Annotated in this window: 23 protein-coding genes; 11 read left to right on the top strand and 12 right to left on the bottom strand. The window is 42.1% G+C overall.

Annotation, left to right across the window (positions count from 1 at the left end):
- Window positions 1–48 precede the first annotated feature (48 nt).
- From WAA86_RS09800 to WAA86_RS09780, 5 genes are read left to right on the top strand one after another with little or no spacing between them, the layout of a single operon-like run.
- Window positions 49–1083, top strand: a complete 1035-nt coding sequence (locus WAA86_RS09800) for a M28 family metallopeptidase (protein ID WP_337300847.1) — start codon at window positions 49–51, stop codon at window positions 1081–1083.
- Window positions 1083–1763: an SDR family NAD(P)-dependent oxidoreductase gene (locus tag WAA86_RS09795; RefSeq protein ID WP_337300819.1), complete on the top strand. Its 681-nt coding sequence runs from the start codon at window positions 1083–1085 to the stop codon at window positions 1761–1763. Before WAA86_RS09800 ends, WAA86_RS09795 begins: the two co-directional genes overlap by 1 nt.
- Window positions 1764–2366: a SprT-like domain-containing protein gene (locus tag WAA86_RS09790; protein WP_337300818.1), complete on the top strand. Its 603-nt coding sequence runs from the start codon at window positions 1764–1766 to the stop codon at window positions 2364–2366.
- A gap of 11 nt (window positions 2367–2377) precedes the next feature.
- Window positions 2378–3457, top strand: a complete 1080-nt coding sequence (locus WAA86_RS09785; protein WP_337300817.1) for a mannose-1-phosphate guanylyltransferase — start codon at window positions 2378–2380, stop codon at window positions 3455–3457.
- Window positions 3458–3459: 2 nt separating this feature from the next.
- Window positions 3460–4920, top strand: coding sequence for a DUF389 domain-containing protein (locus WAA86_RS09780; protein WP_337300816.1), 1461 nt, complete (start codon window positions 3460–3462; stop codon window positions 4918–4920).
- Here WAA86_RS09780 and WAA86_RS09775 read toward each other — a convergent pair whose 3' ends face one another.
- Window positions 4921–5688 (bottom strand): ABC transporter ATP-binding protein, encoded by a 768-nt coding sequence (locus tag WAA86_RS09775; protein ID WP_337300815.1) that lies wholly within the window; start codon window positions 5686–5688, stop codon window positions 4921–4923. It abuts the gene before it with no gap.
- Entirely contained in the window at window positions 5688–6425 is a 738-nt protein-coding gene (locus WAA86_RS09770; RefSeq protein WP_337300814.1) for an MlaE family ABC transporter permease, read from the bottom strand. Before WAA86_RS09770 ends, WAA86_RS09775 begins: the two co-directional genes overlap by 1 nt.
- Before the next feature lie 113 nt (window positions 6426–6538).
- On the opposite strand from WAA86_RS09770, the gene pafA reads away from it, so the two are divergent.
- The gene (gene pafA, locus WAA86_RS09765) at window positions 6539–8215 is read left to right on the top strand and encodes an alkaline phosphatase PafA (RefSeq protein ID WP_337300813.1); all 1677 of its coding nucleotides are present in this window, start codon (window positions 6539–6541) and stop codon (window positions 8213–8215) included.
- A 68-nt stretch (window positions 8216–8283) separates the two neighbouring features.
- Here the strand turns inward: pafA and WAA86_RS09760 are convergent, their stop codons facing one another.
- The 4 genes from WAA86_RS09760 to gcvP form a co-directional block, all read right to left on the bottom strand.
- Window positions 8284–9138 (bottom strand): glycosyltransferase family 2 protein, encoded by an 855-nt coding sequence (locus WAA86_RS09760; protein ID WP_337300812.1) that lies wholly within the window; start codon window positions 9136–9138, stop codon window positions 8284–8286.
- A 19-nt stretch (window positions 9139–9157) separates the two neighbouring features.
- Window positions 9158–9694, bottom strand: a complete 537-nt coding sequence (locus WAA86_RS09755; protein WP_337300811.1) for a methyltransferase — start codon at window positions 9692–9694, stop codon at window positions 9158–9160.
- Between the two features lies 1 nt (window position 9695).
- Window positions 9696–10751 carry a 3-oxoacyl-ACP synthase III family protein gene (locus tag WAA86_RS09750; RefSeq protein ID WP_337300846.1) on the bottom strand — a complete coding sequence of 352 codons (1056 nt, stop codon included), beginning with the start codon at window positions 10749–10751 and terminating at the stop codon, window positions 9696–9698.
- Window positions 10752–10922: 171 nt separating this feature from the next.
- Window positions 10923–13772 (bottom strand): aminomethyl-transferring glycine dehydrogenase, encoded by a 2850-nt coding sequence (gcvP, locus tag WAA86_RS09745; RefSeq protein WP_337300810.1) that lies wholly within the window; start codon window positions 13770–13772, stop codon window positions 10923–10925.
- A 141-nt stretch (window positions 13773–13913) separates the two neighbouring features.
- Here gcvP and WAA86_RS09740 point away from each other — a divergent pair, with 141 nt between their 5' ends.
- The gene (locus WAA86_RS09740; RefSeq protein ID WP_337300809.1) at window positions 13914–14738 is read left to right on the top strand and encodes a hypothetical protein; all 825 of its coding nucleotides are present in this window, start codon (window positions 13914–13916) and stop codon (window positions 14736–14738) included.
- On the opposite strand, the gene WAA86_RS09735 is transcribed toward WAA86_RS09740, so the two are convergent.
- Window positions 14712–14948 (bottom strand): hypothetical protein, encoded by a 237-nt coding sequence (locus tag WAA86_RS09735; RefSeq protein ID WP_337300808.1) that lies wholly within the window; start codon window positions 14946–14948, stop codon window positions 14712–14714. The genes WAA86_RS09740 and WAA86_RS09735 overlap by 27 nt on opposite strands.
- 3 nt (window positions 14949–14951) lie before the next feature.
- Window positions 14952–15506 (bottom strand): sigma-70 family RNA polymerase sigma factor, encoded by a 555-nt coding sequence (locus tag WAA86_RS09730; RefSeq protein ID WP_337300807.1) that lies wholly within the window; start codon window positions 15504–15506, stop codon window positions 14952–14954.
- A 79-nt stretch (window positions 15507–15585) separates the two neighbouring features.
- On the opposite strand from WAA86_RS09730, the gene WAA86_RS09725 reads away from it, so the two are divergent.
- Window positions 15586–15939, top strand: a complete 354-nt coding sequence (locus WAA86_RS09725) for a rhodanese-like domain-containing protein (protein WP_337300806.1) — start codon at window positions 15586–15588, stop codon at window positions 15937–15939.
- Window positions 15940–16010: 71 nt separating this feature from the next.
- Here WAA86_RS09725 and WAA86_RS09720 read toward each other — a convergent pair whose 3' ends face one another.
- The 3 genes from WAA86_RS09720 to WAA86_RS09710 form a co-directional block, all read right to left on the bottom strand.
- Window positions 16011–18029 (bottom strand): M3 family metallopeptidase, encoded by a 2019-nt coding sequence (locus WAA86_RS09720; RefSeq protein WP_337300805.1) that lies wholly within the window; start codon window positions 18027–18029, stop codon window positions 16011–16013.
- Window positions 18030–18139: 110 nt separating this feature from the next.
- Complete coding sequence (gene purE / locus WAA86_RS09715) at window positions 18140–18628, bottom strand: 5-(carboxyamino)imidazole ribonucleotide mutase (RefSeq protein WP_337300804.1); 489 nt, start codon at window positions 18626–18628, stop codon at window positions 18140–18142.
- Between the two features lie 15 nt (window positions 18629–18643).
- Complete coding sequence (locus WAA86_RS09710; protein ID WP_337300803.1) at window positions 18644–19798, bottom strand: 5-(carboxyamino)imidazole ribonucleotide synthase; 1155 nt, start codon at window positions 19796–19798, stop codon at window positions 18644–18646.
- Window positions 19799–19934: 136 nt separating this feature from the next.
- Here WAA86_RS09710 and WAA86_RS09705 point away from each other — a divergent pair, with 136 nt between their 5' ends.
- From WAA86_RS09705 to WAA86_RS09695, 3 genes are all read left to right on the top strand, one after another.
- Window positions 19935–21041: an adenylate kinase gene (locus WAA86_RS09705; RefSeq protein ID WP_337300845.1), complete on the top strand. Its 1107-nt coding sequence runs from the start codon at window positions 19935–19937 to the stop codon at window positions 21039–21041.
- A gap of 75 nt (window positions 21042–21116) precedes the next feature.
- On the top strand, window positions 21117–22118 hold the full coding sequence (gene obgE / locus WAA86_RS09700; RefSeq protein ID WP_337300802.1) for a GTPase ObgE: 1002 nt from the start codon (window positions 21117–21119) through the stop codon (window positions 22116–22118).
- Between the two features lie 57 nt (window positions 22119–22175).
- On the top strand, window positions 22176–22697 hold the full coding sequence (locus WAA86_RS09695; protein WP_337300801.1) for a DUF4136 domain-containing protein: 522 nt from the start codon (window positions 22176–22178) through the stop codon (window positions 22695–22697).
- 139 nt (window positions 22698–22836) lie between these two features.
- On the opposite strand, the gene WAA86_RS09690 is transcribed toward WAA86_RS09695, so the two are convergent.
- A complete protein-coding gene (locus WAA86_RS09690) occupies window positions 22837–23211 on the bottom strand; it encodes a DoxX family membrane protein (RefSeq protein ID WP_337300800.1) in 375 nt (124 codons plus the stop codon).
- Window positions 23212–23257: the final 46 nt, after the last annotated feature.

Raw genomic sequence — 23257 nt, 5'->3', positions numbered from 1 at the left:
AATGATTTTGGGATGCTTTTTTTTATCTTTAAATCCAAAATTAAAATGATGAATAAAATTTTTAGACTTGTTTTTTTGGCGCTACTGGTTGGTTGTGGTTCCTCGCAAAATATGGATACCCAGACCGGAGTGGTGGGTGGACCCGAAGGTGTTCAGGGGAAAATTGTTCAACCAGCAGACTCCTATGGCTCTTCCGATAACGGAGCCATGGCCACCAACTTTACCGATAAAGACAGGATCAAGGATATTATGGATTATTTGGCCTCCGATGAGCTACAGGGAAGGGAAACTGGGAGTGAGGGGATAGATAAGGCCGCAAACTTTATCGAAGGAATATTCGCCAAGAACAATATTGAACCATATTTTGTGGGTTACAAGGATACCCTTACCAATATTGATTCCAAGGCCTATAATATTGTTGGTGTTTTGGAGGGAACAGACGATAGCCTCAAGAATGAATTTGTTGTAATTGGGGCCCATTATGACCACATTGGTCTAATAGCTCCAGTAAATGGGGATGCTATAGCCAATGGAGCCAATGACAATGCTTCGGGTACAACCACGGTATTGGAACTGGCAAGGTATTTTGGGAACAAAAAATCCAATAAGCGCAGCATTATATTTGCCCTGTTCAGTGCAGAGGAGAAAGGACTTCTGGGGTCTGTCCATCTTGCAAAAAGGTTAAAGTCGCAAAACCTTGATCTATATACCATGCTCAACTTTGAAATGGTGGGTGTTCCTTTGGTAGAAAAGGATTACTTCGTATATGTTACCGGTTATGAGAAGTCTAACTTGGCAGCTATCAGCAATGGCTATGCCAACGAGAATTTGGTTGGTTTTTTGCCAACGGCCAAAGAATACAACCTTTTCCAGAGATCTGACAATTACCCGTTCGATATGGAATTTGGGGTGCCTTCCCAGACCTATTGTACCTTTGATTTTACTAATTTTGACTTTTATCACAAGGTGGGGGATGAGCCAGAACTCATGGATTATGAACATATGGCTACATTTGTAAATAAAATGTATCCGGTATTGGAAAGAATCATCAATGCACCTGTTAAAGAAATAAAATACAATTAATGTCAAATATTATCATTACGGGTTCCAGTAGGGGCATCGGCTTTGAAATGGCCCGGCTATTTGCCGATGAAGGCCATCAGGTATTGGCTCTTTCAAGAAACGAGAAGCCGATAAGCGATCTACGGCACCAAAACATCACAAGCTTTTCCTTTGATATAGCCAGTAAGGCAGATATTGATAAAATGGAGGCATTTATCTCCGAACACTGGTCCTCAGTGGATGTCCTTATAAATAATGCGGGAAAGCTGCTGAACAAACCGTTCCTGGAATCGGGGATGGATGAATTTGAGGAGGTCTACAAAGTAAATGTTTTTGGCGTAGCACATATCACCAAAAGTGTCATTCCGTTTATGTCCAAGGGTGGACACGTAGTAACCATTAGCTCCATGGGTGGGGTGCAGGGAAGTGCAAAATTTCCAGGCTTGTCTGCCTATAGCTCCAGTAAAGGGGCTGTAATTACCTTGACAGAGTTATGGGCGGAGGAATTTAAGGAAAACGGACCTTCGTTTAACGTATTGGCATTGGGTGCCGTACAGACTGAAATGTTGGAAGAAGCATTTCCGGGTTACCAAGCACCAGTAACAGCGCTTGAGATGGCTGCCTATATCAAAGATTTTGCTTTAACGGGACAAAAGTTGTACAACGGAAAAATGCTTCAGGTATCCAATAGTACCCCCTAAATGAATGAAATTTTAAAAAAATACCTCCCTGAAAGAGCGATTGAGCCTTGTTTGGCTTTGATCAAAGAAAACGGGGTGCACCTCAAAATTGTTAATGAGCGCGTTACCAGGCATGGAGATTACCGGAGGTTGCCCAATGGGCTTCACCATATAACCGTAAATTCATCCCTGAACAAATACCGCTTTCTTATTACTTTGGTCCATGAGATTGCCCATTTGGTGGCATTTGAAAAATATGGCAGGCGTATATTGCCGCACGGAATAGAATGGAAACGTACATTTCAGTATCTAATGTTGCCCTTTATTAGACCAGAAATATTTCCTTCCAAACTATTGCCGCTATTGGCCACCCATTTTAAAAATCCGAAAGCGAGCAGTGATACGGATGCCAAATTATCTATAGCACTCAAGCAGTTTGATGTCCAGAATAAAGAAAGTTCCTATATCTTTGAACTACCTTATGGCAGTGTATTCAGGATCTATAATGGCAAGTTGTTCAAAAAAGGCAACAAACGGGTGAAACGATATGAATGTATTGAAATAGCCACCGGAAAAGTATATATATTTCAACCCAATGCAGAGGTTGAATTGATCAGCGATTAAAAATATAGCAAATGAACAAGAATTATTATGCCATTCTTATGGCAGGAGGAGTGGGATCGAGATTTTGGCCCATCAGCACCTCCGATTATCCAAAACAGTTTCACGATATGTTGGGCACGGGAGATACCCTTATCCAAAAGACATTCAAAAGGCTGAACAAATTTGTGCCTACGGAAAACATTTTGATATTGACCAATGAGCGTTATAATGACCTCGTTTTGGAGCAATTGCCCATGGTGAAGCAGGACCAAGTGGTTCTGGAACCGGCCATGAGAAATACGGCCCCTTGCATTTTGTATGCATCCCTTAAGATCCAAAAGATGAATCCCAATGCGGTCATGATCGTGGCTCCAAGTGATCATTGGATAGAGGATGAAGATGCATTTGCAAGAGATGTGAAAATGTGCTTCGACAAATGTGAACAAGAGGATGTGCTTTGTACCTTGGGGATCAAACCGACCTTTCCCAATACAGGATTTGGGTATATTGAGTATCAAAAAGGAAATAATGATGCCCTTAAGAAAGTGGCCCAATTCCGGGAGAAACCGGATTACGAGACAGCTAAGGAGTTTTTGGCGCAGGGTAATTTTCTATGGAATGCAGGGATTTTTATGTGGAGTGTTTCCACAATAGTCAATGCATTTAAAACCTACCAGCCCTCGCAATATACCTTGTTCGCAGACGGATTAAATACCTATAATACAGAAAATGAGCGCTCTTTTATACAGGAGAATTATCCCAATGCGGAAAACATCTCAATAGATTATGCTATCTTAGAACAATCCAGGTCCATTTACGTATTGCCTGCTACTTTTGATTGGAATGATTTGGGAACATGGGGCTCGCTCTATGATAAGTTGGATAAAGACGCCAATAACAATGCTGTTGTGAACAGTAAGGTCATTGCCGAGGATGCCCATGGAAATATGATACGCTCCCCAAAAGATAAGATCGTTGTAGTAGATGGCTTAAAGGATTATATTATTGTTGATAAGGAGGAGGTCCTTCTTATTTATCCCAAAGCGAAAGAACAGGACATCAAAAAAGTATTGAATACTGTCAAAGAAAAGTTTGGCGACCAGCATGCTTAATTATGAGTGAGAACTTAAATCAGGATAATATTACCCCTACCGGTGGTGAGGATAGTAGCAAGGATGTAAAAAAGGATTTTCAAGGGCTGTTGGATAGTTCCAAAAAGTTTTTATCAGAACTTTTGGATATCCGTAACAATACAGACCAGGAAGCTACCAAAGATTCCATTATTGCCGATATTCCATTTAAAGGGCATACGTCTTGGATCTTAATATGCTCAATTTTTATAGCTTCTGTGGGTTTGAATGCCAATTCAACGGCTGTGGTGATTGGCGCCATGTTAATATCCCCGCTTATGGGCCCTATTTTGGGTATGGGGCTGTCGTTGGCCATCAATGACATTGATACCCTGAGAAGGTCTCTGAAAAATTTTGGGGTAATGGTAGTGCTCAGTGTCATCACGGCTTTTCTGTTTTTCTATTTTTTCCCGTTAAAGGATCAGTCCTCCGAACTCTTGGCGCGTACAGAACCGGATATCAGGGATGTACTCATTGCCTTTTTTGGTGGATTGGCCCTTGTGATCGCTAGAGCTAAAAAGGGTACCATCGCCAGTGTGATTTTCGGGGTGGCTATTGCCACAGCCCTTATGCCGCCATTGTGTACCGTTGGATTTGGTCTGGCAATAGGAAATTTTGCCTTCGCCTATGGTGCCATGTACCTGTTTACCATCAATACCATATTTATAGGGTTGGCCACATTTTTGGTCATTCGCTTGTTGCGCTTTCCCATGGTGCGTTATGTAAATTCCAAACGAAGAAGGTTCATAGCAAGGATGGCTTCCGTTGTAGCTATTTTGGTCATGATCCCTGCGAGTTTCACCTTTTATAATGCCTTGCAGAAATCCTTGTTCAGGAAGGATGCCAGTCAATTTGTCGCAGATAAAATTGCACCGTATAGGTTTCAAGGTGAGGGCAGGTTTTTGGATAACCTGACTACCATGGAATACGATCAAGGAAAGGACCCCAAGATTGAGGTGGTTTTTATGGGAAATGAGTCGGTTCCCGATAACGTAATTGCTACTTGGGCGGCCCAGATGAAAGATTATCCCAAGCTCAAGAATACCCAGCTAAAAGTTGTTCAAGGGAACAACGAGGTACAGGACCAAATGAAATACATCAGTGAACTTTATGAGTCCAAGAAAAATGAGCTGCTCAACAAAGATGAGCAAATAAAGGTTTTGGAGGGCGAGCTAATGAAAGTTAGCAAGCTGGCCTCGCAACAGATCCCTTTTAAGGAAATCAGTGCAGAGGCAAAGGCCAATTATGAAAACTTGGCAAGTATGGGTTTCAGTTATACCATCAGTACTGATTTTAGCAAAGTGGATACCATTCCTATTTTTGAAGTCAAGTGGAAAGCGGGGGCCAAATCAGCCCAAGTGGAGATCGATATGAAAAAACTGAACGAATGGCTGAAACTGAGGTTGAACAACTCCAAAATACAGGTGAAGAAAGCGATTGACTAATTAGTTGCGTTCCTCCACATACATCTGTCTTACCTTTTTAAATAATTCGGAGGAATATACAAAGTCGGTCACGGCCTCATTGTCGGTCTTGAAGATCTCTTTGTTGGTCCCTTCCCATTCCTTGTAGCCATTTTTAAGGAATAAAATTTTCTTGCCAATTTCCATTACAGAGTTCATGTCATGGGTATTGATCACGGTGGTGATATCATATTCTTCCGTGATTTCCAGGATAAGGTTGTCTATCATGATGGCCGTTTTGGGATCTAGTCCGGAATTGGGCTCATCACAGAACAGGTATTTGGGGTTCATGACAATGGCCCTGGCAATTGCAACCCTTTTTTGCATCCCTCCTGATATTTCTGATGGAAATTTATGATGGGCATCGATGAGGTTTACACGCTTTAGGACCATATCTACCCTATCCTTCATTTCAGATTTGGATTGTTTGGTGAACATGTCCAATGGAAACATTACATTGCCTTCTACCGTCATGGAATCGAAAAGGGCACTTCCTTGGAAAACCATTCCCATTTCTTGCCTTAGATCCCGCTGCTGGTCTCCAGATAGTTTGGAATAAACTTTGCCGTTATAACTTATTGTTCCTTTGTCTGGCATAAACAGCCCCAAGAGACATTTTAAGAAAACAGTCTTGCCGGAACCAGACTGACCAATGACCAAATTGGTCTTGCCTTTTTCAAAGCTAGTGGTAATTCCTTTTAGGACTTCAGAATCCCCGAATGACTTGTATATATCGTTTACTTCTATCATTAGCTTAGTAGTAATTGGGTTAGCATGTAGTTTACAATGATTATGGTAACACTGGTCCACACGAAGGCCGTAGTACTGGCTTTTCCAACTTCAAGGGCCCCACCCTTCATATAATACCCATGAAACGATGGGATAGTGGCAATTATAAAGGCAAAGACAATAGTTTTGATAAAGGAATAGGCTACGTGATAAGGAATAAAATCCAATTGCAGTCCCTCAACAAAATCAGCGCTGGAGCTGAATCCTGTAAAAACACCGGCGACCCATCCTCCAAAAATACCTACGTACATGGCAATGGCTATGGCAAAAGGATAGAGCAATAAGGCAATGATTTTAGGGAATACCAAATAGTTTAGGGAATTGACACCCATGACTTCCAGTGCATCAATCTGTTCCGTTACCCTCATCGTACCTATACTGGAGGTGATATAAGAACCAACTTTACCCGCCATGATAATGGAGGTGAAGGTGGGGGCAAATTCCAGGATTACAGATTGTCTTGTGGCAAAACCGATTAAATTTCGTGGTATCAAAGGGTTCGTAATGTTTAGGGCTGTTTGAATGGCTACCACCCCGCCGATGAAAAATGAAATGAAAATGATGATTCCTAAAGATCCAAAAATCAATTCGTCTATCTCCTTAAGGATGAGGGATTTCATTATGGGCCACTTTGTCGGCTTTTTGAAAACCTCCCGAATCATTATAAAATAACTGCCAATAGATGCTATGTAGTTCATGTATAATTAATAGTCTTCTAGGTGTAAAAATAGGAATATTAGCTTTCATTTAAGCTTCAATTGACCTTTAAAGGTATTTATTTATTTAATTTTGCCTCTTTAAGAATTTAAGCATGATCAAAATTAAATTTTTACCATTCGTTTTATTTTTACTAATGGGCAGTACTCCCACTGCCATCAAAGCACAAAAAAGAAATGATTCAGATAATCAAAAGTCCGTTTCCCTACAGGTAAAGCCTAAACTGGTTGTGGGGCTTGTAGTGGATCAGATGCGATATGATTATTTGACCCGCTTTTGGGATCATTTTGGGGATGGGGGCTTTAAGCGCCTCGCAAATGAAGGGTTCAATTGCAAGAACAATCACTTCAATTATGCCCCTACGTACACCGGTCCAGGACATGCATCTGTGTATACCGGAACTACGCCTTCCGTACACGGTGTAATTGGTAATGATTGGTATGATAAAGAATCTGGTACCAGTGTTTATTGTGCTGGGGATATGACCTATGCCTCTGTGGGCACTACGAGCGATGCAGGGAAAATGTCGCCCCATAGGATGAACACAACCACCATCACCGATGAATTGCGACTGCATACCCAAATGAGGGGAAAGGTAATCGCAATTTCCCTAAAGGATAGGGGAGCGGTATTGCCCGGGGGGCATACTGCCAATGGAGCTTATTGGCTGCAAGGTGGTGATGAGGGGAATTGGATAAGCAGCACCTATTATATGGATAAGTTGCCAAAATGGGTGACCGATTTTAACGCGTCGAACATAGTTGAAGCATATAAAAAGCCCTGGAATACCTTAAAGGATATATCCTCTTACATGGAAAGTGGAGCTGATGACAATGTTTATGAAGGAACGTTCAAGGGGGAGTCTGCATCCACCTTTCCACATGATCTGCCCACGCTATGGGATGCCAATGGAAAGTTTACCTTGCTAAAGTCTACGCCCTTCGGAAATAGCATAACAACAGATTTTGCCCTATCAGCATTGGATGGGGAAGATTTGGGGAAGGATGATATCACCGATTTTTTGGCGGTTAGCTTTTCCAGTACGGATTATGTAGGCCATATGTACGGTGTTGATTCCAAAGAGGTGCAGGATACTTATATGCGGTTGGATATGGATCTGGAAAGGCTATTGAAGGCGTTGGACAAGAAAGTAGGGAAAGGGGAGTATACCGTTTTTCTCACTTCAGATCATGGGGCAAATGAAGTGCCTGCTTACCTGAAGGATCAAAAAATTCCCGCAGGATATGTTCAAGTGGGTGTAATGCAGGGTAAGCTCAATGAATTTGTTGAATATACCTTTGGAACCAACGATCTGATCAAGAACATATCCAATAATCAAATATTTTTGGACCATGGTGTAATCAAAGGGTTAGATCTAAACTTAGAGAAAGTCCAACAAACCATAGCGCATGAATTGCTCGGGTATGAAGGGGTGGAACGGACGTATACGGCATATCAAATGTGGCAAAATGAGTACCGACAGGGAATACCTTATATACTTCAAAATGGCTATAACCAAAAACGTTCCGGAGATGTCCTTTTGGTATTGAAACCCGCCACGGTTCAATATTCCATTACGGGATCTACGCACGGATCCACCTATCCCTATGATACTCATGTACCCTTGTTGTTCTATGGAAAGGGAATCAAAAAAGGAAGTACTAGTGCCAAAACTGAAATTCCGGATATTGCCCCTACGATAGCCTCATTGTTGGGTATTTCTTATCCCAATGGAGCCACCGGTCAACCTATAGTGGAGGTTTTGGATTAGGTTTATAGTGTCTAATTTTAGGTCTATAATCTTTTCGCAATCACCGTTTTAGAGAAGACGGAGGTGGGTTATTTCAGGAGTTTGTTTTTGATGTTTTTCCATCTTAATGCCCTAATAAACTCACCTTCAGTTTCTGTGACCAAGAAGGGGGCGCGCTCTTTTTTAGCGGAGAAATAACCTCTGAGATTGTCCAAGAGCGACTTGAATTTGCCCTGTTTCCAAGCCATCTTGGAAGAGGCGATTAGGGTTATGGCAAATCCATAGCGCATGGTGTACATGGCTTTTCCCTGTAGTAGCTTCGCTTTTTTATTGTATGCTTTTCCGATGGGTCTCAAATGTTTCACTTTGAGGCTCTCATCGGTATGGATATCAAAGCCATGAAATTTGGCAAGCAGTTCATCCACGGTGTCCCATCCCATGGCATTTCTTAGTCCTGCCATGGCGTGGAAGCAGTTTTTTCTATAGGATTTAAATGCCCCCCGGACATGGTCATTATCCATCGGATGGTTTCTTTTCCATATGCCGGTCTCATCTTGTTCGTAGGCAAATCCACCAGCGATCCCTACATTGGGGTGATTTTTAAAAATAGTTGCAATCTTCTCAAAGTAGTCGTCCGGCAGAATAATGTCGGCATCCATTTTAACAATAAAATCGTAATCTGCCCTAAGTTGCTCCAGTCCACTATTAAAAGCATTTACCACTTTGCTGCCCGGCATATGGAGATGGGAGGAAACAATATTCAGTTTATGGATGTTGGAATCTGTTGCTGCAAACTCATCTATGATGCTTTCCGTGGCGTCATCAGAATTGTCATTGACCACAATAACGGAAATAGGCTGATGGGTTTGTCTCCGTACGGAGGACAACGCATTCTTTAAATGTACCTCCTCGTTATGTGCGGGAATGATGATGCTATATTTCATAGAGGTTATTTTGACTTACTTATATCTTCTCTTGGGTGCTTCTTTCCGCATAGACGATATAGTAGCGCGGTGTCATACTGCGCAATAGTGGTCTTATACCCATTTTTTTCACGGGATTTGTCCATTTGGCACGGTCTTTTATTTTCCATCCGGACTTTTCCAGAAGCCAATCAAATTGCCAGTCCTCAAACTCGTGGTAATGTCGGTCCCAGGGATCCGTTTTGCTTTTGTAGGCGCTGGCAAACCATAATTGTAAAGGAATGCTGGCTACTAATTTATTGGCCTTAATTTCTCGAAGTACATTGAAAGGGGCAACCAGATGTTCGAAAATTTCAAAAGCCGTTACTACATCAGCGTTGGAATTCTGTACGGAAGAAAAATCGATATCCAAATCTTCACCATGGGTATTTTCCACAGAATAACCATGCTCCCTCATGATTTTAGAAAATGGATTATCTACCCCAAGATCTAAAATAGATTGGTCCGTGCCAATGTGCTTTTTTAAAAAGGATGCGGTGTGTTTGAATCTTTTATTTGGAAAATTGGTTTCGTACATGTTAATATCTATAAACGAAGGCGTTTATGTTCATTCCCGCGCCAACGCTTGCAAATATAGCAACATCTCCTTTTTTTATTTCCTGATTTTCAACTTTTCCCTTACGGACCATATCGTATAGCGTAGGGATAGTGGCTACAGAGCTGTTTCCCAACTGATTGATGACCATGGGCATAACATCCTTGGGCATTTCCAGACCATAGGATTTATAAAACCGTTTTACGATGGCCTCATCCATCTTTTCATTGGCCTGATGGATAAAGATCTTTTTGACTTCTTCGATGCCAACACCACTTTGGTCCAGACATTCACGCATAGCATTGGGAACATGGGTCACGGCAAACTCGTAGATTTTCCTACCGTGCATTTTGATATACTTGGTTTTGGAAGACTCGTTTTGGGAATAGGAATCCCCATAGAACAAATAATAGGCCTCGTCATTGGCGTAGGTTGCTGAAGCATGTGATAGAATCTCCCCTTCAGCATTGGCCTCGATTATGGTTGCTCCTGCTCCATCGGAATAGATCATGGAATCCCTATCGAACTTATCAACAATGCGGGATAATGTTTCTGCCCCGATAACGAGACACTTTTTTGCGATGCCACTTTTTATGAAGGCATATGCCTGGATAACCCCTTCTATCCAGCCAGGGCAACCAAAAAGAAGATCATAGGCAACACATTTTGGATTTTTTATATTCAACTGGTGCTTAACCCTTGTTGCCAAACTGGGAAGGGTATCTCCTTGTGATTGTCCGTGGGCGACATCCCCAAAATTGTGGGCAAATATGATATAGTCCAATTCCTCCTTGTCAATGCCGGCGTCAGCAATAGCCTTTTCGGCGGCAAGAAAAGCTAAATGTGATGTATTGAGGTTGGGTTCTGCATATCGTCTCTGTTCTATGCCTGTAATACCTTTGAATTTCTCAATGATAACCAGGTTTGGGCTATCGAATGCTGTGCCATCCGAATTGAGGAATTCATGATCGCCGAAATCATCATTTGAGGTTATAATAGTTGGCAGGTAGCAACCTGTGCCTGTAATACCAATGGTCATAGGAGTAGTCTTCATATAATAGGCACAATATAGTGCAAATTAATAAATAATATTATGCATGCATAAGGAATACTACGATGTTCAATTCCCAAGGATTACTGATTGCCTATCAACAAAAAGCCTCCCCAAATGTTAGGGGAGGCCTATAGATATTGATTTTTATTGAATTTGTTATGCTTCCGCGTAAGCCTCAATAGGTGCGCAGGTGCATATTAAATTACGGTCTCCATATGCTTCATCTACCCTTCTTATGCTTGGCCAGAATTTGTTTTCCGAAACAAACGGTAATGGAAAGGCTGCTTTATGTCTACTGTAAGGAAATTTCCAATGGTCATTGGTGACCATATCCAAGGTATGCGGAGCATTCTTAAGGACGTTGTCACTATTTTCCAAAGTGGCCTCGTCTATTTCTGCTCTGATAGAAAGCATGGAATCACAAAAACGGTTTAGTTCTGCCAGTCCTTCGCTTTCCGTTGGTTCAATCATCATTGTACCTGCCACGGGAAAGGATACTGTTGGGGAATGGAAGCCGTAGTCCATCAATCGTTTGGCGATATCCGTTACCTCTATACCATTTTCTTTGAAGGGTCTACAGTCTATGATCATCTCATGGGCTGCACGTCCCATTTCTCCTGTATAAAGAACGTCGAACTTCCCGCTAAGTCTATGTTTGATATAATTCGCATTTAAAATGGCGATTTTGGTGGAATGGGTTAGCCCTTTTTCTCCCAACATCTTGATATAGCCATAAGAAATCAAACAAACTAGGGAACTTCCCCAAGGTGCTGCCGAAATAGCTGTAATTGCCTTTTCTCCCCCTGTTTTTATCAATGGGTTGCCCGGTAGGAATGGTACAAGTTGTTCAGCAACACAGATGGGACCAACTCCTGGTCCACCTCCACCATGGGGGATAGCGAATGTCTTATGTAGGTTTAAGTGACATACATCTGCCCCGATGGCCGCTGGGTTGGTAAGTCCAACCTGGGCATTCATATTGGCACCGTCCATATATACCTGTCCTCCATGGTCATGGATCAATTTTGTAATGTGCTTTATAGAAGATTCAAATACCCCGTGTGTTGAAGGATAAGTGACCATCAGCGCAGCGAGATTGTCTTTATGCTGAGCTACTTTTGCCTCAAGATCAGCTACATCAATATTTCCTTTTTCATCTGTTTTTGTTACGACAACTTTCATTCCGGCCATCACTGCTGAAGCTGGATTGGTTCCGTGAGCTGAAGCAGGGATAAGGCAGATGTCCCGGTTATGGTCGCCATTGGACTCGTGATAGGCCCTAATGGTCATTAACCCTGCATATTCACCTTGGGCACCTGAATTGGGCTGTAAAGACGTGCCGGCAAAACCGGTTATGACATTTAGATTTTGTTCCAATTCCTTCAACACGGTCTGATAGCCTTCTGCCTGTTCAACAGGTACAAAAGGATGAATGTTGCCCCATTGCGGAGAGCTTAAAGGAAGCATCTCTGAAGCTGCATTCAATTTCATGGTACAAGACCCCAATGAGATCATGGAATGGTTCAGGGCCAAATCCTTGCGTTCCAATTTTTTAATGTAACGCATCAACTGGGTTTCAGAATGATAGGAATTGAATACCGCATTTTCCAAGAATGTAGAGGTCCTTTTTACGGATCCTGTAATGGCACTCTTGTCCAATAAACCATCAATGTTCACGGCTTCTTTGGAAAGGGCCGTTGCAAAAATATCAACGATTTGCTGTAAGTCCTTCAAAGAGGTGGCTTCATTGAGTGCAATGCTTACCGTATTTGCATCCGGGTAGAAAAAGTTTACTTCATTTTTCTCTGCTACCGGTGTTACCAATTTGGCATCTGCCTTAACGGTGATGGTATCAAAGAAAGTACCATTGGTCTGGAACAAGCCCATTTTTTCCAAGGCATCTGCCAAGGTTGCCGTAGACGCATGTACCTTATCGGCAATGTATTTTAATCCTTTGGGGCCGTGGTATACCGCGTACATACCCGCCATAACGGCCAAAAGAACCTGTGCGGTACAGATATTGGACGTGGCTTTGTCCCTTTTAATATGTTGTTCCCTGGTCTGAAGTGCCATACGCAGGGCGGGTTTGCCATCGGTATCCTTGGTGACACCAATGATACGTCCCGGGATGCTTCTTTTATATTCTTCCTTGGTTGCAAAAAATGCTGCATGTGGTCCTCCGTAACCTAATGGAATCCCAAATCTTTGGGTGGTGCCCACTACAACATCAGCTCCAAATTCCCCAGGTGGCGTCAATAATACCAAGCTAAGGATATCTGCGGCAACCGCCACTTTGATGTCATTTTCTTTTGCTTTTGCCACGAAAGAGGCGTAATCGTTTACCTGTCCGTACTTTCCTGGATATTGCAACAATGCCCCGTAGAAATCATTGTTGTGTTCAAAAGTACTGTGGTCTCCAATGACCAATTCTATTCCCAATGGAATAGCCCTGGTTTTTAACAGGGATACCGTCTGTGGAAGAACTTCTTCCGAAATAAAGAATTTAACCGTATTGTTTTTCTTTTGGTCCCTACTCCTTACTTCATAGAGCATGGTCATGGCTTCGGCAGCTGCCGTACTCTCATCCAATAGGGAGGCATTGGCCAGCTCCATTCCGGTAAGATCGCAGATCATGGTCTGGAAATTAAGCAAGGCTTCCAGACGTCCTTGAGCTATTTCTGCCTGATATGGCGTGTATGCTGTATACCACCCTGGATTTTCAAGAATATTTCTCTTGATAGGAGATGGGGTAAGGCTTTCGTGATATCCAAGACCAATGTAGGACTTGAAGACCTTATTTTTTTCAGAAAGTTTTTGAAGATGGGTAAGGAATTCGTGCTCGCTCATGGCCTTAGGTAGATCCAAGGGCGTTTTTAACCTAATGTCATCCGGAATGGTCTCATAGATCAATTGTTCCAAATTGTCCACTTGAACCGTTTTTAACATTTCCGGAAGGTCTTCTTCTCTTATACCGATGTGGCGCAATGCAAATACGTCTGTCCTCATATTTTGGGCGTTTTTTTTCTTAAATAAAAAGATGTGCAAAATTACTGATTTCTTATTTCAAAATCGACAAATTATGTTAGGTAAAACATAAAGTTTTTAACTAAAAATCAATCTTGTGAACAGTTTATTTAATTTTGTTCAATGAAATGGCTTAAGCGATTTTTCGACTTTTATTTGGATGCCAGTATTCATGTGGCATTAGCTGTTTTTGCCATGCTGAAGGTGAGTTGTTTGATCTTAAACATTCCCATGGACCATAACCTGTCCTATTTCCTGTTTTTTGGAACTATAGTGGGGTATAACTTTGTGAAATATGGGGTTGAGGCCAAAAAGTATCTACTGGTGGCAAACAGCTACCACAAAAATATACAGCTATTTAGTTTTGTGGCCTTTTTTGTGGCGATATATCATTTCTGGTTTTTGAACTATGACGCGTGGAGGTGCATTGGTGTCTTGGTTTTGTTGACCGCAATGTATGCCATTCCTTTTCTGCCCAAGGCGAGAAACCTCAGAAGTCTTGGAGGGTTCAAAATTGTGGTGGTAGCCATTGTTTGGGCAGGTGCCACGGTGCATTTGCCGGTACTTGCAAATTCTGGGGACCTGACCTGGGATGTTTGGGTAGAGGCGATACAGCGATTTTTGTTCGTCCTGGTCCTGATGGTTCCTTTTGAGATTAGGGATTTAAAGTACGATGAGCCAGACCTGCGGACCTTGCCCCAGCTCATAGGCTTTATAAGGACAAAGATGATTGGTACTTTGGGGGCTTTTCTGTTTTTTTGGCTCCTTTTTTTAAAGGATCATATCTCCAATTTGGATGCCCTGTCCAAAGGTTTTGGACTGTTTATGCTAGGGTTGTTGATGTTGTTTACCCAAAGAAGGCAAACTGCATATTTTTCCTCCTTTTGGGTAGAGGCACTGCCTATTTTTTGGTGGATTTTCTTAGGGTTGTTCGCTTTTTGGATATAGTTTTTCCTGCATTTCCGACTTATCTTTTTCGGATAAGGTGTGCAAGCCGGCCTGTTCACATAGGGAGGTGAGTTTCGTGTTCTTTTTGGTATACTTGGAACAAGTCTTGCACATCAAAATATGGAATTTAAGTCTTAGGATCTCCATAAACTTAGCTTCTTTATACTGTGCTTTGTTGCAAATAACTGCTGCTTCTTGGCAAGAAATCATAATTTAAAACCAATTTTGATTAAGGCAATCCATCAAGGTTGTTCTGGCCCTGTGTATCATCACCCAAAGGTTAGACGGATTAATATCCAACTCATTACAAATATCTTCCGTACTCATCCCCTGCACGGTTTTCATGGTAAAGACCATGGCCTGTTTTTTTGGTAATTTGGAAATGCATTCCTGTATGGCCATACCCAGTTCCTCATTTTCAATGTCGCTAATTTCCAACATGCTCCCCGGGTCGGCTACCTGTTCTTCCAGCCAATCCCCTTCGGATTCCGCATTTGTATTGTAGGACATGCGTACCTCGGCTTTTCCTTTGTTTGAGTTTATCTTGCGGTAGTGGTCTATGACCTTTCGCTTTAAAATTGCAATCAACCACGTGCGTTCGGCGGCATCACCCTTATAATTTTTGGCCGATTTCAATCCGGCAAAAAAGGTTTCCTGTACCAGGTCCTTAGCTATTTCTGAATCGCTAACGCGGGAAACAGCATAATTAAAGAGGTAATCGGCATATTGATCCACCCAGAACTCGGGTTGTAAGACGTGAGTTGTCATATTAATTTTTGCTCGTACCAAATGTAATTTATTTTTTTTTGAACATTAAGTATTATTTTTGTTTAAACAGTTTTGCCCTATGAAATCCACTTTTTCACTACTTTTTTTATTGATTGTTCAATTGGGAATGGCCCAAATGAAATCAAAACCCATTACTTCCTTGTCGGAAGATCAATTAAAATCGGTTGTTTTGGTCGATGTCAGGACCCCTTCAGAATTTAAGGCAGGGCATTTGAAGAATGCAAAGAACATAGATTGGTTGGGAGATTCGTTTGCCCAACAGTTCAAAGATGTGTCCAAGGACAGGCCCGTATATGTATACTGTAAAGTAGGAGGCAGAAGTTACAAGGCTGCCGAATGGTTGTTGGCCAATGGTTATAAAGATGTGACCAACCTTACCGGGGGATATGATGCCTATGGAAAAAAGAAATGATCCGGTTTCAGGAAATACAAAAATAAAAAACCTGTAGGCTTTCAATAGCTTACAGGTTTTTTTGTTGTTCTTTAGATCAATCCTGCTCGTTCCAAAAGAGGTTCTATTTTCGGTTCGGCTCCCCTGAAGCGCTTGTAAAGATCCATTGGATTTTCCGTGCCACCTTTCGAAAGTATATTTTCTTTGAATTTAGTGGCCACTTCCTTATTGAAAATACCTTTTTCCTTGAAGTAGGCAAAGGCATCGGCATCCAGTACTTCTGCCCATTTATAGCTATAATAGCCTGAGGAATAGCCTCCTTGAAAAATATGGGCGAACGACGTACTCATACAGGTCTCGGGCATATCGGGATATAGGTCGGTATCCTTAAAGGCCTCTTTTTCCTGCGCTTTTACATCGGTAATATGGGAAGGGTCGGATCCGTGCCATGACATGTCCAGAAGGCCAAAACTCAATTGCCGCAATGTGGCCATACCTTCCTGGAAGGTTGATGATTCTTTGATTTTTTCCACCATCTCCATCGGGATCATTTCCCCGGTATCATAGTGGGTGGCAAAAAGTTCCAAGGCTTCTTTTTCATAACACCAATTTTCCAGTATCTGACTTGGCAGCTCCACAAAATCCCAATATACAGAAGTGCCCGATAGTCCAGGGTATACCGTATCTGCCAGCATCCCGTGCAGGCCATGACCAAATTCATGGAACAATGTCGTTACTTCATTAAAAGTCAGTAGGGAAGGTTTGCTTGCTGTTGGTTTGGTGAAATTGCAGACATTGGATATATGTGGTCTCACATTGATTCCATTTTGCACATATTGTGATTTGAAGGAGGTCATCCATGCTCCCCCGCGTTTTCCAGATCTAGGATGAAAATCGGCATAAAACAGGGACACCAAATTTTTTTGTTCATCATATATGCGATAGGTTTTGACGTCTGCATGGTATTTGTCGATATCAAAAGCTTCTTCAAATTGCAATCCGTATAGTTTCTCTGCTACCTTAAAAACGCCGGCTATAACATTTTCCAGTTTAAAATAGGGTTTCAGTTTCTCATCGTCCAAATTGAACAACTTCTGTTTCAATTTTTCAGAGTAATAGGCGCTGTCCCATTTCTCCAACCGGTCAATATGGTCCAGCTCTTTGGCAAAGGCTTCCAATTCTTGGAATTCCCTTTCTGCTGCGGGCTTGGCCTTTTCCAATAGTTCATTTAAAAACTCATGGACCTTCTCCGGAGTTTCCGCCATCCGCTCCTCAAGAACAAAATGGGCGTGGGACTTGTACCCCAATAGACTAGCACGTTCGAAACGCAACCTGGCGATCTTGATTATATTTTCCTGGTTGTCCAGTTCGTCATTGTGAAAACCTTTGCTGCCAAAGGATATGGACAACTCTTTTCTCAAGGCCCTGTTTTTGGCATATTTCATAAATGGAATATAACTGGGGTAATCCAAGGTGATCAGCCAGCCTTCTTTGTCCTTTGATTTAGCCAATTGTTCCGCAGCCTCTTTCTCACCGTCCGGCAAGCCTTCCAAGTCGGACTCATCCGTCAGGTGCATTTCGTATTTATTGGTCTCGGCGAGCACGTTTTCCCCAAATTGCAATTTGAGTTTGGAGAGCTCCGCATCAATTTCCCTGAGTCGTTTTTTTTTGTCCTCGGGCAAATTGGCCCCATTTCTACTGAAGCTTTTGTATTTCTTGTCCAATAAGGTATATTCTTCCTTGGTCAGCTCCAGCTCGTCTCTTTTCTCAAAAACAGCTTTCACCCTTTTGAATAGTTTTTCATTGAGCATGATATCATTGCTGAATTCCGATAAGAGGGGGGATACCTCCTGGGCTATCTTCTGAATTTCGGGATTGGTCTCCGCAGAATTCAGGTTGAAGAAGACACTGGAAACACGATCCAATTGCTGGCCTGCAAAATCCAGGGCCGCGATGGTATTTTCAAAAGTGGGAGATGAGGTCGCATGTGCAATGGCATCTATCTCCTTTCTGGCCTGGGCCATGGTCTCCAAGAATGCAGGTTTGAAATGTTCGTTCTTTATTTTGGAAAATGGTGCTGTATCGAAGGGTATCAATAAAGGGTTGTCCATAGTATATTTTAGTTCAAATTTATAATTTATGTAAAGCTGAATCAAGGGTAGGGGGTATGGTTCATCGGAACTTCATCTAATGAATCTTGGATTTTATCCGCTACCGGGAATTACTTTTTACGTACTTCCTCGGCTCCCTGTATTACTTTTTGCTTAAGGCCTTCCTTATAGAAGATAATTTTGTCCAAGACACATTTGTCGTTGCTCCCGATAATTTGTGCGGCAAGGATTCCTGCGTTTTTGGCGCCGTTCAGAGCTACCGTTGCTACGGGTACGCCTCCGGGCATCTGTAATATGGACAAAATGGAATCCCATCCGTCAATGGAATTGCTGCTTTTAACGGGGACCCCAATAACGGGCAAGGGCGACATGGAGGCTACCATCCCGGGTAAATGTGCAGCGCCACCAGCACCGGCAATAATAACCGAGTAGCCATTTTTGTGGGCATTCATACTGAAGTCGAACAATTTTTCCGGAGTACGGTGGGCAGAAACAATATCCACATCAACCTCTATGTCAAACCCCTTTAATATATCCACTGCTTCCTGCATAACGGGAAGATCACTTGTGCTTCCCATAACTACTGCCACTTTGCTCATAGTTGTATTGTTTTCTTATTCACTGATTACTTTAATGGTGCTTTTCACCTCTTCGGCAATTTTTCTAGCCTTTGCTATATCTTGGTCCACGATGGTCACATGCCCCATTTTCCTGAATGGACGGGTCTGTCTTTTTCCATAGATATGAGGGGTTACCCCTTCCATTCCCAAGATTTTATCTATATTATCGTAGACCACATTGCCATTATGGCCCTCGGCCCCTACCAAATTCACCATTATGCCAGCTACCTTGCTATCTGTTTTTCCCAAGGGAAGATTCAAGATAGCCCTTATATGCTGTTCAAATTGGTTGGTATAACTGGCTTCAATACTGTAATGGCCACTATTATGTGGTCGTGGTGCCACTTCGTTTACCAGGATCTGGTCTTCGTTGGTTTGGAACATTTCTACGGCCAAGACCCCTATATGTTCCATTTTTTCTGAAACTTTCAAGGCAATGGCATTGGCCTTCTCGGCTACTTTTTGATCAATTCTTGCTGGGCATATCACATATTCCACCTGGTTTGCTTCTGGATGAAATTCCATTTCAACCACTGGGTAAGTGACTACCTGCCCACTGGGGTTTCTCACCACAATAACGGCAAGTTCATTTTTAAAAGGTATCATTTCTTCCGCTATGCACTCCACATTGGGCAAGCCCTGCAGGTCCTTTAAACTGCGAACCACTTTTACCCCCTGACCATCATAACCGAACTGGGTGCATTTCCAAACAAAAGGAAATTTTAATCCCCCATTGCTAATGCTGTCCTCTATTTCACTGGTGTAAGCAAATCTGTTGAATGGAGCCGTGGGAATACCATGGTCCACATAGAAGAGCTTCTGTTTGGCCTTGTTCTGGATGGTGCGCAAGGTGTTCGATGGCGGATATACTTTTACGCCTTCATCTTCCAATCGCTCCAGCGCATCCAAATTGATGTTCTCTATCTCAATGGTAAGGACATCCACATCTTTACCAAAATTGTAGACCCTATCATAATCCATCAGGTCTCCCTGAAGAAATTCATTGCAGGCTATCTTGCAGGGTGCCTCCTCCGAGGGGTCCATGACCTTGGTTCGGATATCGAACTTTCGGGTCTCATAGAGCATCATTTTTCCTAATTGGCCACCGCCCAGGATACCCAGTTTAAAATCGGAAGAAAAATAGTTCATGGAATATTCTTTAGTCTTAATGGATAATAGAATACAATTAGTGCAACAAAAATACATTTAAATCTTAAAACAGCCTTGCGCATCTTAAAAAGAGAAATCAAAATGTTATCTTTGCCTTCTCATTAAATATATGGCGGTGATAAAGCTCCACGACAAATTTTTCAAACCATTTCTTAGCGAAGCAGAAATAGAAGCTGCCGTTAAAAAAGTGGCCCATGCCGTTGCAGCCGATTATAAGGATCAGGTTCCTATTTTTGTAGGGGTGCTCAACGGGTCTTTTATGTTTGTCTCCGATGTCCTGAAAAATTACGAACACCAGTGTGAAGTATCATTTGTTAAGTTGAGTTCCTATAGCGGACTCACCTCCACGGGTATTGTTGAAACCTTATTGGATGTTCCCGAGAACATAGAAGGTAGGGTAGTTGTCATTTTAGAGGACATTATTGATACCGGTCGTACTTTGCAGAAGTTGGTTCATCTGTTCGCCAATGCCAATGTTAAGGAATTTAAGATAGCCACATTGTTTTATAAGCCATCCGTCTACAATGGGGAATATTTCATTGATTACGTTGGAATGGAAATTCCCGATAAATTTATTGTTGGGTACGGATTGGATTACAATGAACTGGGAAGAAATTTAAAAGAAGTATACCAATTAAACCAAAAATATATGATCAACCTAGTATTATTCGGTAAACCTGGGGCCGGGAAGGGTACCCAAGCAGAATTCTTAAGGGATACCTATAATCTAAAACATATTTCCACGGGAGATGTATTCCGTTACAATATTAAAAATGATACGCCATTGGGGCAACTTGCCAAATCGTATATGGATAAAGGTGACCTGGTGCCGGATGAGGTAACCATAAAAATGTTGCAGGATGAGGTTGAGAAAAATCCAGACGCTTCCGGTTTCATATTTGACGGATTTCCAAGGACAACGGCACAGGCAGATGCCTTGGATGATTTTTTGGCGACCAAGGATATGAAAATTAATGCGACCATTGCACTGGAAGCCAATGATGAGGTTTTGATACAGCGTTTGTTGGAAAGGGGCAAGGTGAGCGGAAGACCGGACGATCAGGATGAAGAAAAGATCAGAAACAGGTTTGAGGAATACAATGAGAAGACTGCTCCCCTAAAAGAATATTACGAGGCCAGAAAAAAGTTCCATAGTGTGAACGGTATTGGGGCCATAGCGGATATTACCGAACGCTTAAAAGCGGTAATAGATAAATTATAAGGTTTGCTTCCTATAGGTGTTACCAATGATCGGAAATATCCCCATGGATCTTCTGCAAACCAATAAACGATAAAAATGACTGAAGGTAATTTTGTTGACTATGTTAAGGCGTATGTTTCTTCCGGAAATGGGGGCAAGGGTTCTGCGCACTTACATAGAGAAAAATTTATAACCAAGGGAGGTCCCGATGGTGGTGATGGAGGTAGAGGTGGACATGTGATCCTTAGGGGAAATAAAAACCTTTGGACGTTGGTTCACTTTAAATTCAAAAAACATTTCAAGGCCGGTCACGGTGAGCACGGAAGCAAGAACAGAAGTTTTGGTGCCGATGGGGAGGATGTTTATGTGGATGTTCCTTTGGGAACCGTGATTAGGGATACGGAAACCAATGAGATCTTATTTGAAATTACGGAACACGGAGAAGAAAAGATCATTGTGGAAGGTGGTATGGGCGGATTGGGAAACTGGCACTTTAGGTCTTCTACCAATCAGACCCCAAGATATGCGCAACCGGGCAAACCAGGAGTGGATAGGCAAATAACCTTGGAAATGAAGGTCTTGGCCGATGTGGGCCTTGTTGGTTTTCCCAATGCCGGTAAATCTACGTTATTGTCGGTTATCACCTCTGCAAAACCAAAGATCGCCGATTACGAATTTACCACACTGAAGCCCAATTTGGGAATCGTGGAATACAGAGACTTCCAAAGTTTTGTAATGGCCGATATTCCAGGGATTATAGAAGGGGCAGCAGAAGGGAAAGGTCTAGGGCATTATTTCTTGAGGCATATTGAAAGGAACGCTACCTTGTTGTTCCTGATTCCTGCAGATAGCAAGGACATCAGTAGGGAATACGAAATTTTGTTGGACGAACTTCGCAGGTATAATGAGGAGCTTTTGGACAAGGAAAGGTTGGTTGTCATTTCCAAAAGCGATATGTTGGATCAGGAGCTTATGGATGAAATGCGCTTGGAACTGGATAAGGACCTTAAAGGCACTCCATATATGTTCATTTCCTCAGTGGCACAAAAAGGTATTGTGGAACTTAAGGATAGGCTCTGGGCGATGTTGAACGATTAATCAAGTGATCATTCAATTTCATTTCCATTTTTGAGTATTTTTATGAAAAACCTAATAATGAGATATTTCATTGCCATGTGGGTTGTCTTGTTTTTTGTCTCTTGCTCCACTGTAAGGGTCAACTACGATTATGACAAGGCAACCGATTATTCCAATTATTCTACCTATAATTACTATCCGGATATGGAAACCGGGCTTACTCAGTTGGATACGAAACGCCTATTGGATGCCATAGATTCCACCATGCAGGTCAAGGGGATGTTATTGGCAGAGGAACCAGATTTTCTAATCAACGTGACCAGTAGTTCCGTGAGAGCCCCGAGAAACAATTCCGTGGGTGTTGGTGTTGGAGGAACTGGTCGGAATGTGGGAGGGGGGATCTCCATTGGATTGCCCATCGGACAGCCAGATTTGGAGCGGATTATACAATTTGATCTTGTGGACAGTCAGAATGACGAGCTGTTCTGGCAGGCCGTTAGTGAGAGCTCCTTTAAGGAGAACCTGACCCCACAGGCCCGGGAGGCAAAATTAAGAGAGGTAGTGGATAAGGTGTTTTCCAAATATCCCCCGGGATCCTAAAAGTTCCAAAACTCTATTGATGCGAATTCCCAATGGGCATAAATGAAACGGACTGTTCCCATAAAATAATAAATGATAGTAAATGAAAAAGGTAGATCACCAACGATGATTCTACCTTTTTTTCATTTTGTGAATTTGATTAAGGTCTTAGTATGTCCTGATATCGATCCTTATAAAAGTATAACATCACAATATTCAGTAGCAGTAAAATTAATGCGGGGCCAATGGAGGTGGGCTCCAGAAACGCATTAAACAGTATGGCATTTACCGAGATGGTCATTAGAATGATCATCATCAATGCCCCAAATTTGTTGGCCAATAAGGAAAGACCGGCAACAATTTCCACCAATGCCACCATGTTAAGGGTATTGGTACTCATCAATGCGGAGAAATAGTTCATTGCCGCCTCGGACATTTGTCCCATGGGCATAAAATGAATCAACTTATTCGATCCGAAAACAATTAAGAAAAGTCCAAAGGCAATTCTTAGGACCATAAAAACTTTTGGATTCATAATTGGCTGTTTATGTATTAGTTATCTGTTAATTTATGAAAAAAAT

Origin of the sequence: Sediminicola sp. 1XM1-17, from assembly GCF_037203765.1 — a bacterium.
GTDB lineage: Bacteria > Bacteroidota > Bacteroidia > Flavobacteriales > Flavobacteriaceae > Sediminicola.
Note: the sequence above shows the minus strand (reverse complement) of the source record. Positions and strands in the feature narration are given on the sequence as shown.

Coding starts and splice junctions, on each gene's coding strand:
- WAA86_RS09800 (WP_337300847.1), top strand. CDS start 49: ATGAATAAAATTTTTAGACTTGTTTTTTTGGCGCTACTGGTTGGTTGT.
- WAA86_RS09795 (WP_337300819.1), top strand. CDS start 1,083: ATGTCAAATATTATCATTACGGGTTCCAGTAGGGGCATCGGCTTTGAA.
- WAA86_RS09790 (WP_337300818.1), top strand. CDS start 1,764: ATGAATGAAATTTTAAAAAAATACCTCCCTGAAAGAGCGATTGAGCCT.
- WAA86_RS09785 (WP_337300817.1), top strand. CDS start 2,378: ATGAACAAGAATTATTATGCCATTCTTATGGCAGGAGGAGTGGGATCG.
- WAA86_RS09780 (WP_337300816.1), top strand. CDS start 3,460: ATGAGTGAGAACTTAAATCAGGATAATATTACCCCTACCGGTGGTGAG.
- WAA86_RS09775 (WP_337300815.1), bottom strand. CDS start 5,688: ATGATAGAAGTAAACGATATATACAAGTCATTCGGGGATTCTGAAGTC.
- WAA86_RS09770 (WP_337300814.1), bottom strand. CDS start 6,425: ATGAACTACATAGCATCTATTGGCAGTTATTTTATAATGATTCGGGAG.
- pafA (WP_337300813.1), top strand. CDS start 6,539: ATGATCAAAATTAAATTTTTACCATTCGTTTTATTTTTACTAATGGGC.
- WAA86_RS09760 (WP_337300812.1), bottom strand. CDS start 9,138: ATGAAATATAGCATCATCATTCCCGCACATAACGAGGAGGTACATTTA.
- WAA86_RS09755 (WP_337300811.1), bottom strand. CDS start 9,694: ATGTACGAAACCAATTTTCCAAATAAAAGATTCAAACACACCGCATCC.
- WAA86_RS09750 (WP_337300846.1), bottom strand. CDS start 10,751: ATGACCATTGGTATTACAGGCACAGGTTGCTACCTGCCAACTATTATA.
- gcvP (WP_337300810.1), bottom strand. CDS start 13,772: ATGAGGACAGACGTATTTGCATTGCGCCACATCGGTATAAGAGAAGAA.
- WAA86_RS09740 (WP_337300809.1), top strand. CDS start 13,914: ATGAAATGGCTTAAGCGATTTTTCGACTTTTATTTGGATGCCAGTATT.
- WAA86_RS09735 (WP_337300808.1), bottom strand. CDS start 14,948: ATGATTTCTTGCCAAGAAGCAGCAGTTATTTGCAACAAAGCACAGTAT.
- WAA86_RS09730 (WP_337300807.1), bottom strand. CDS start 15,506: ATGACAACTCACGTCTTACAACCCGAGTTCTGGGTGGATCAATATGCC.
- WAA86_RS09725 (WP_337300806.1), top strand. CDS start 15,586: ATGAAATCCACTTTTTCACTACTTTTTTTATTGATTGTTCAATTGGGA.
- WAA86_RS09720 (WP_337300805.1), bottom strand. CDS start 18,029: ATGGACAACCCTTTATTGATACCCTTCGATACAGCACCATTTTCCAAA.
- purE (WP_337300804.1), bottom strand. CDS start 18,628: ATGAGCAAAGTGGCAGTAGTTATGGGAAGCACAAGTGATCTTCCCGTT.
- WAA86_RS09710 (WP_337300803.1), bottom strand. CDS start 19,798: ATGAACTATTTTTCTTCCGATTTTAAACTGGGTATCCTGGGCGGTGGC.
- obgE (WP_337300802.1), top strand. CDS start 21,117: ATGACTGAAGGTAATTTTGTTGACTATGTTAAGGCGTATGTTTCTTCC.
- WAA86_RS09695 (WP_337300801.1), top strand. CDS start 22,176: ATGAGATATTTCATTGCCATGTGGGTTGTCTTGTTTTTTGTCTCTTGC.
- WAA86_RS09690 (WP_337300800.1), bottom strand. CDS start 23,211: ATGAATCCAAAAGTTTTTATGGTCCTAAGAATTGCCTTTGGACTTTTC.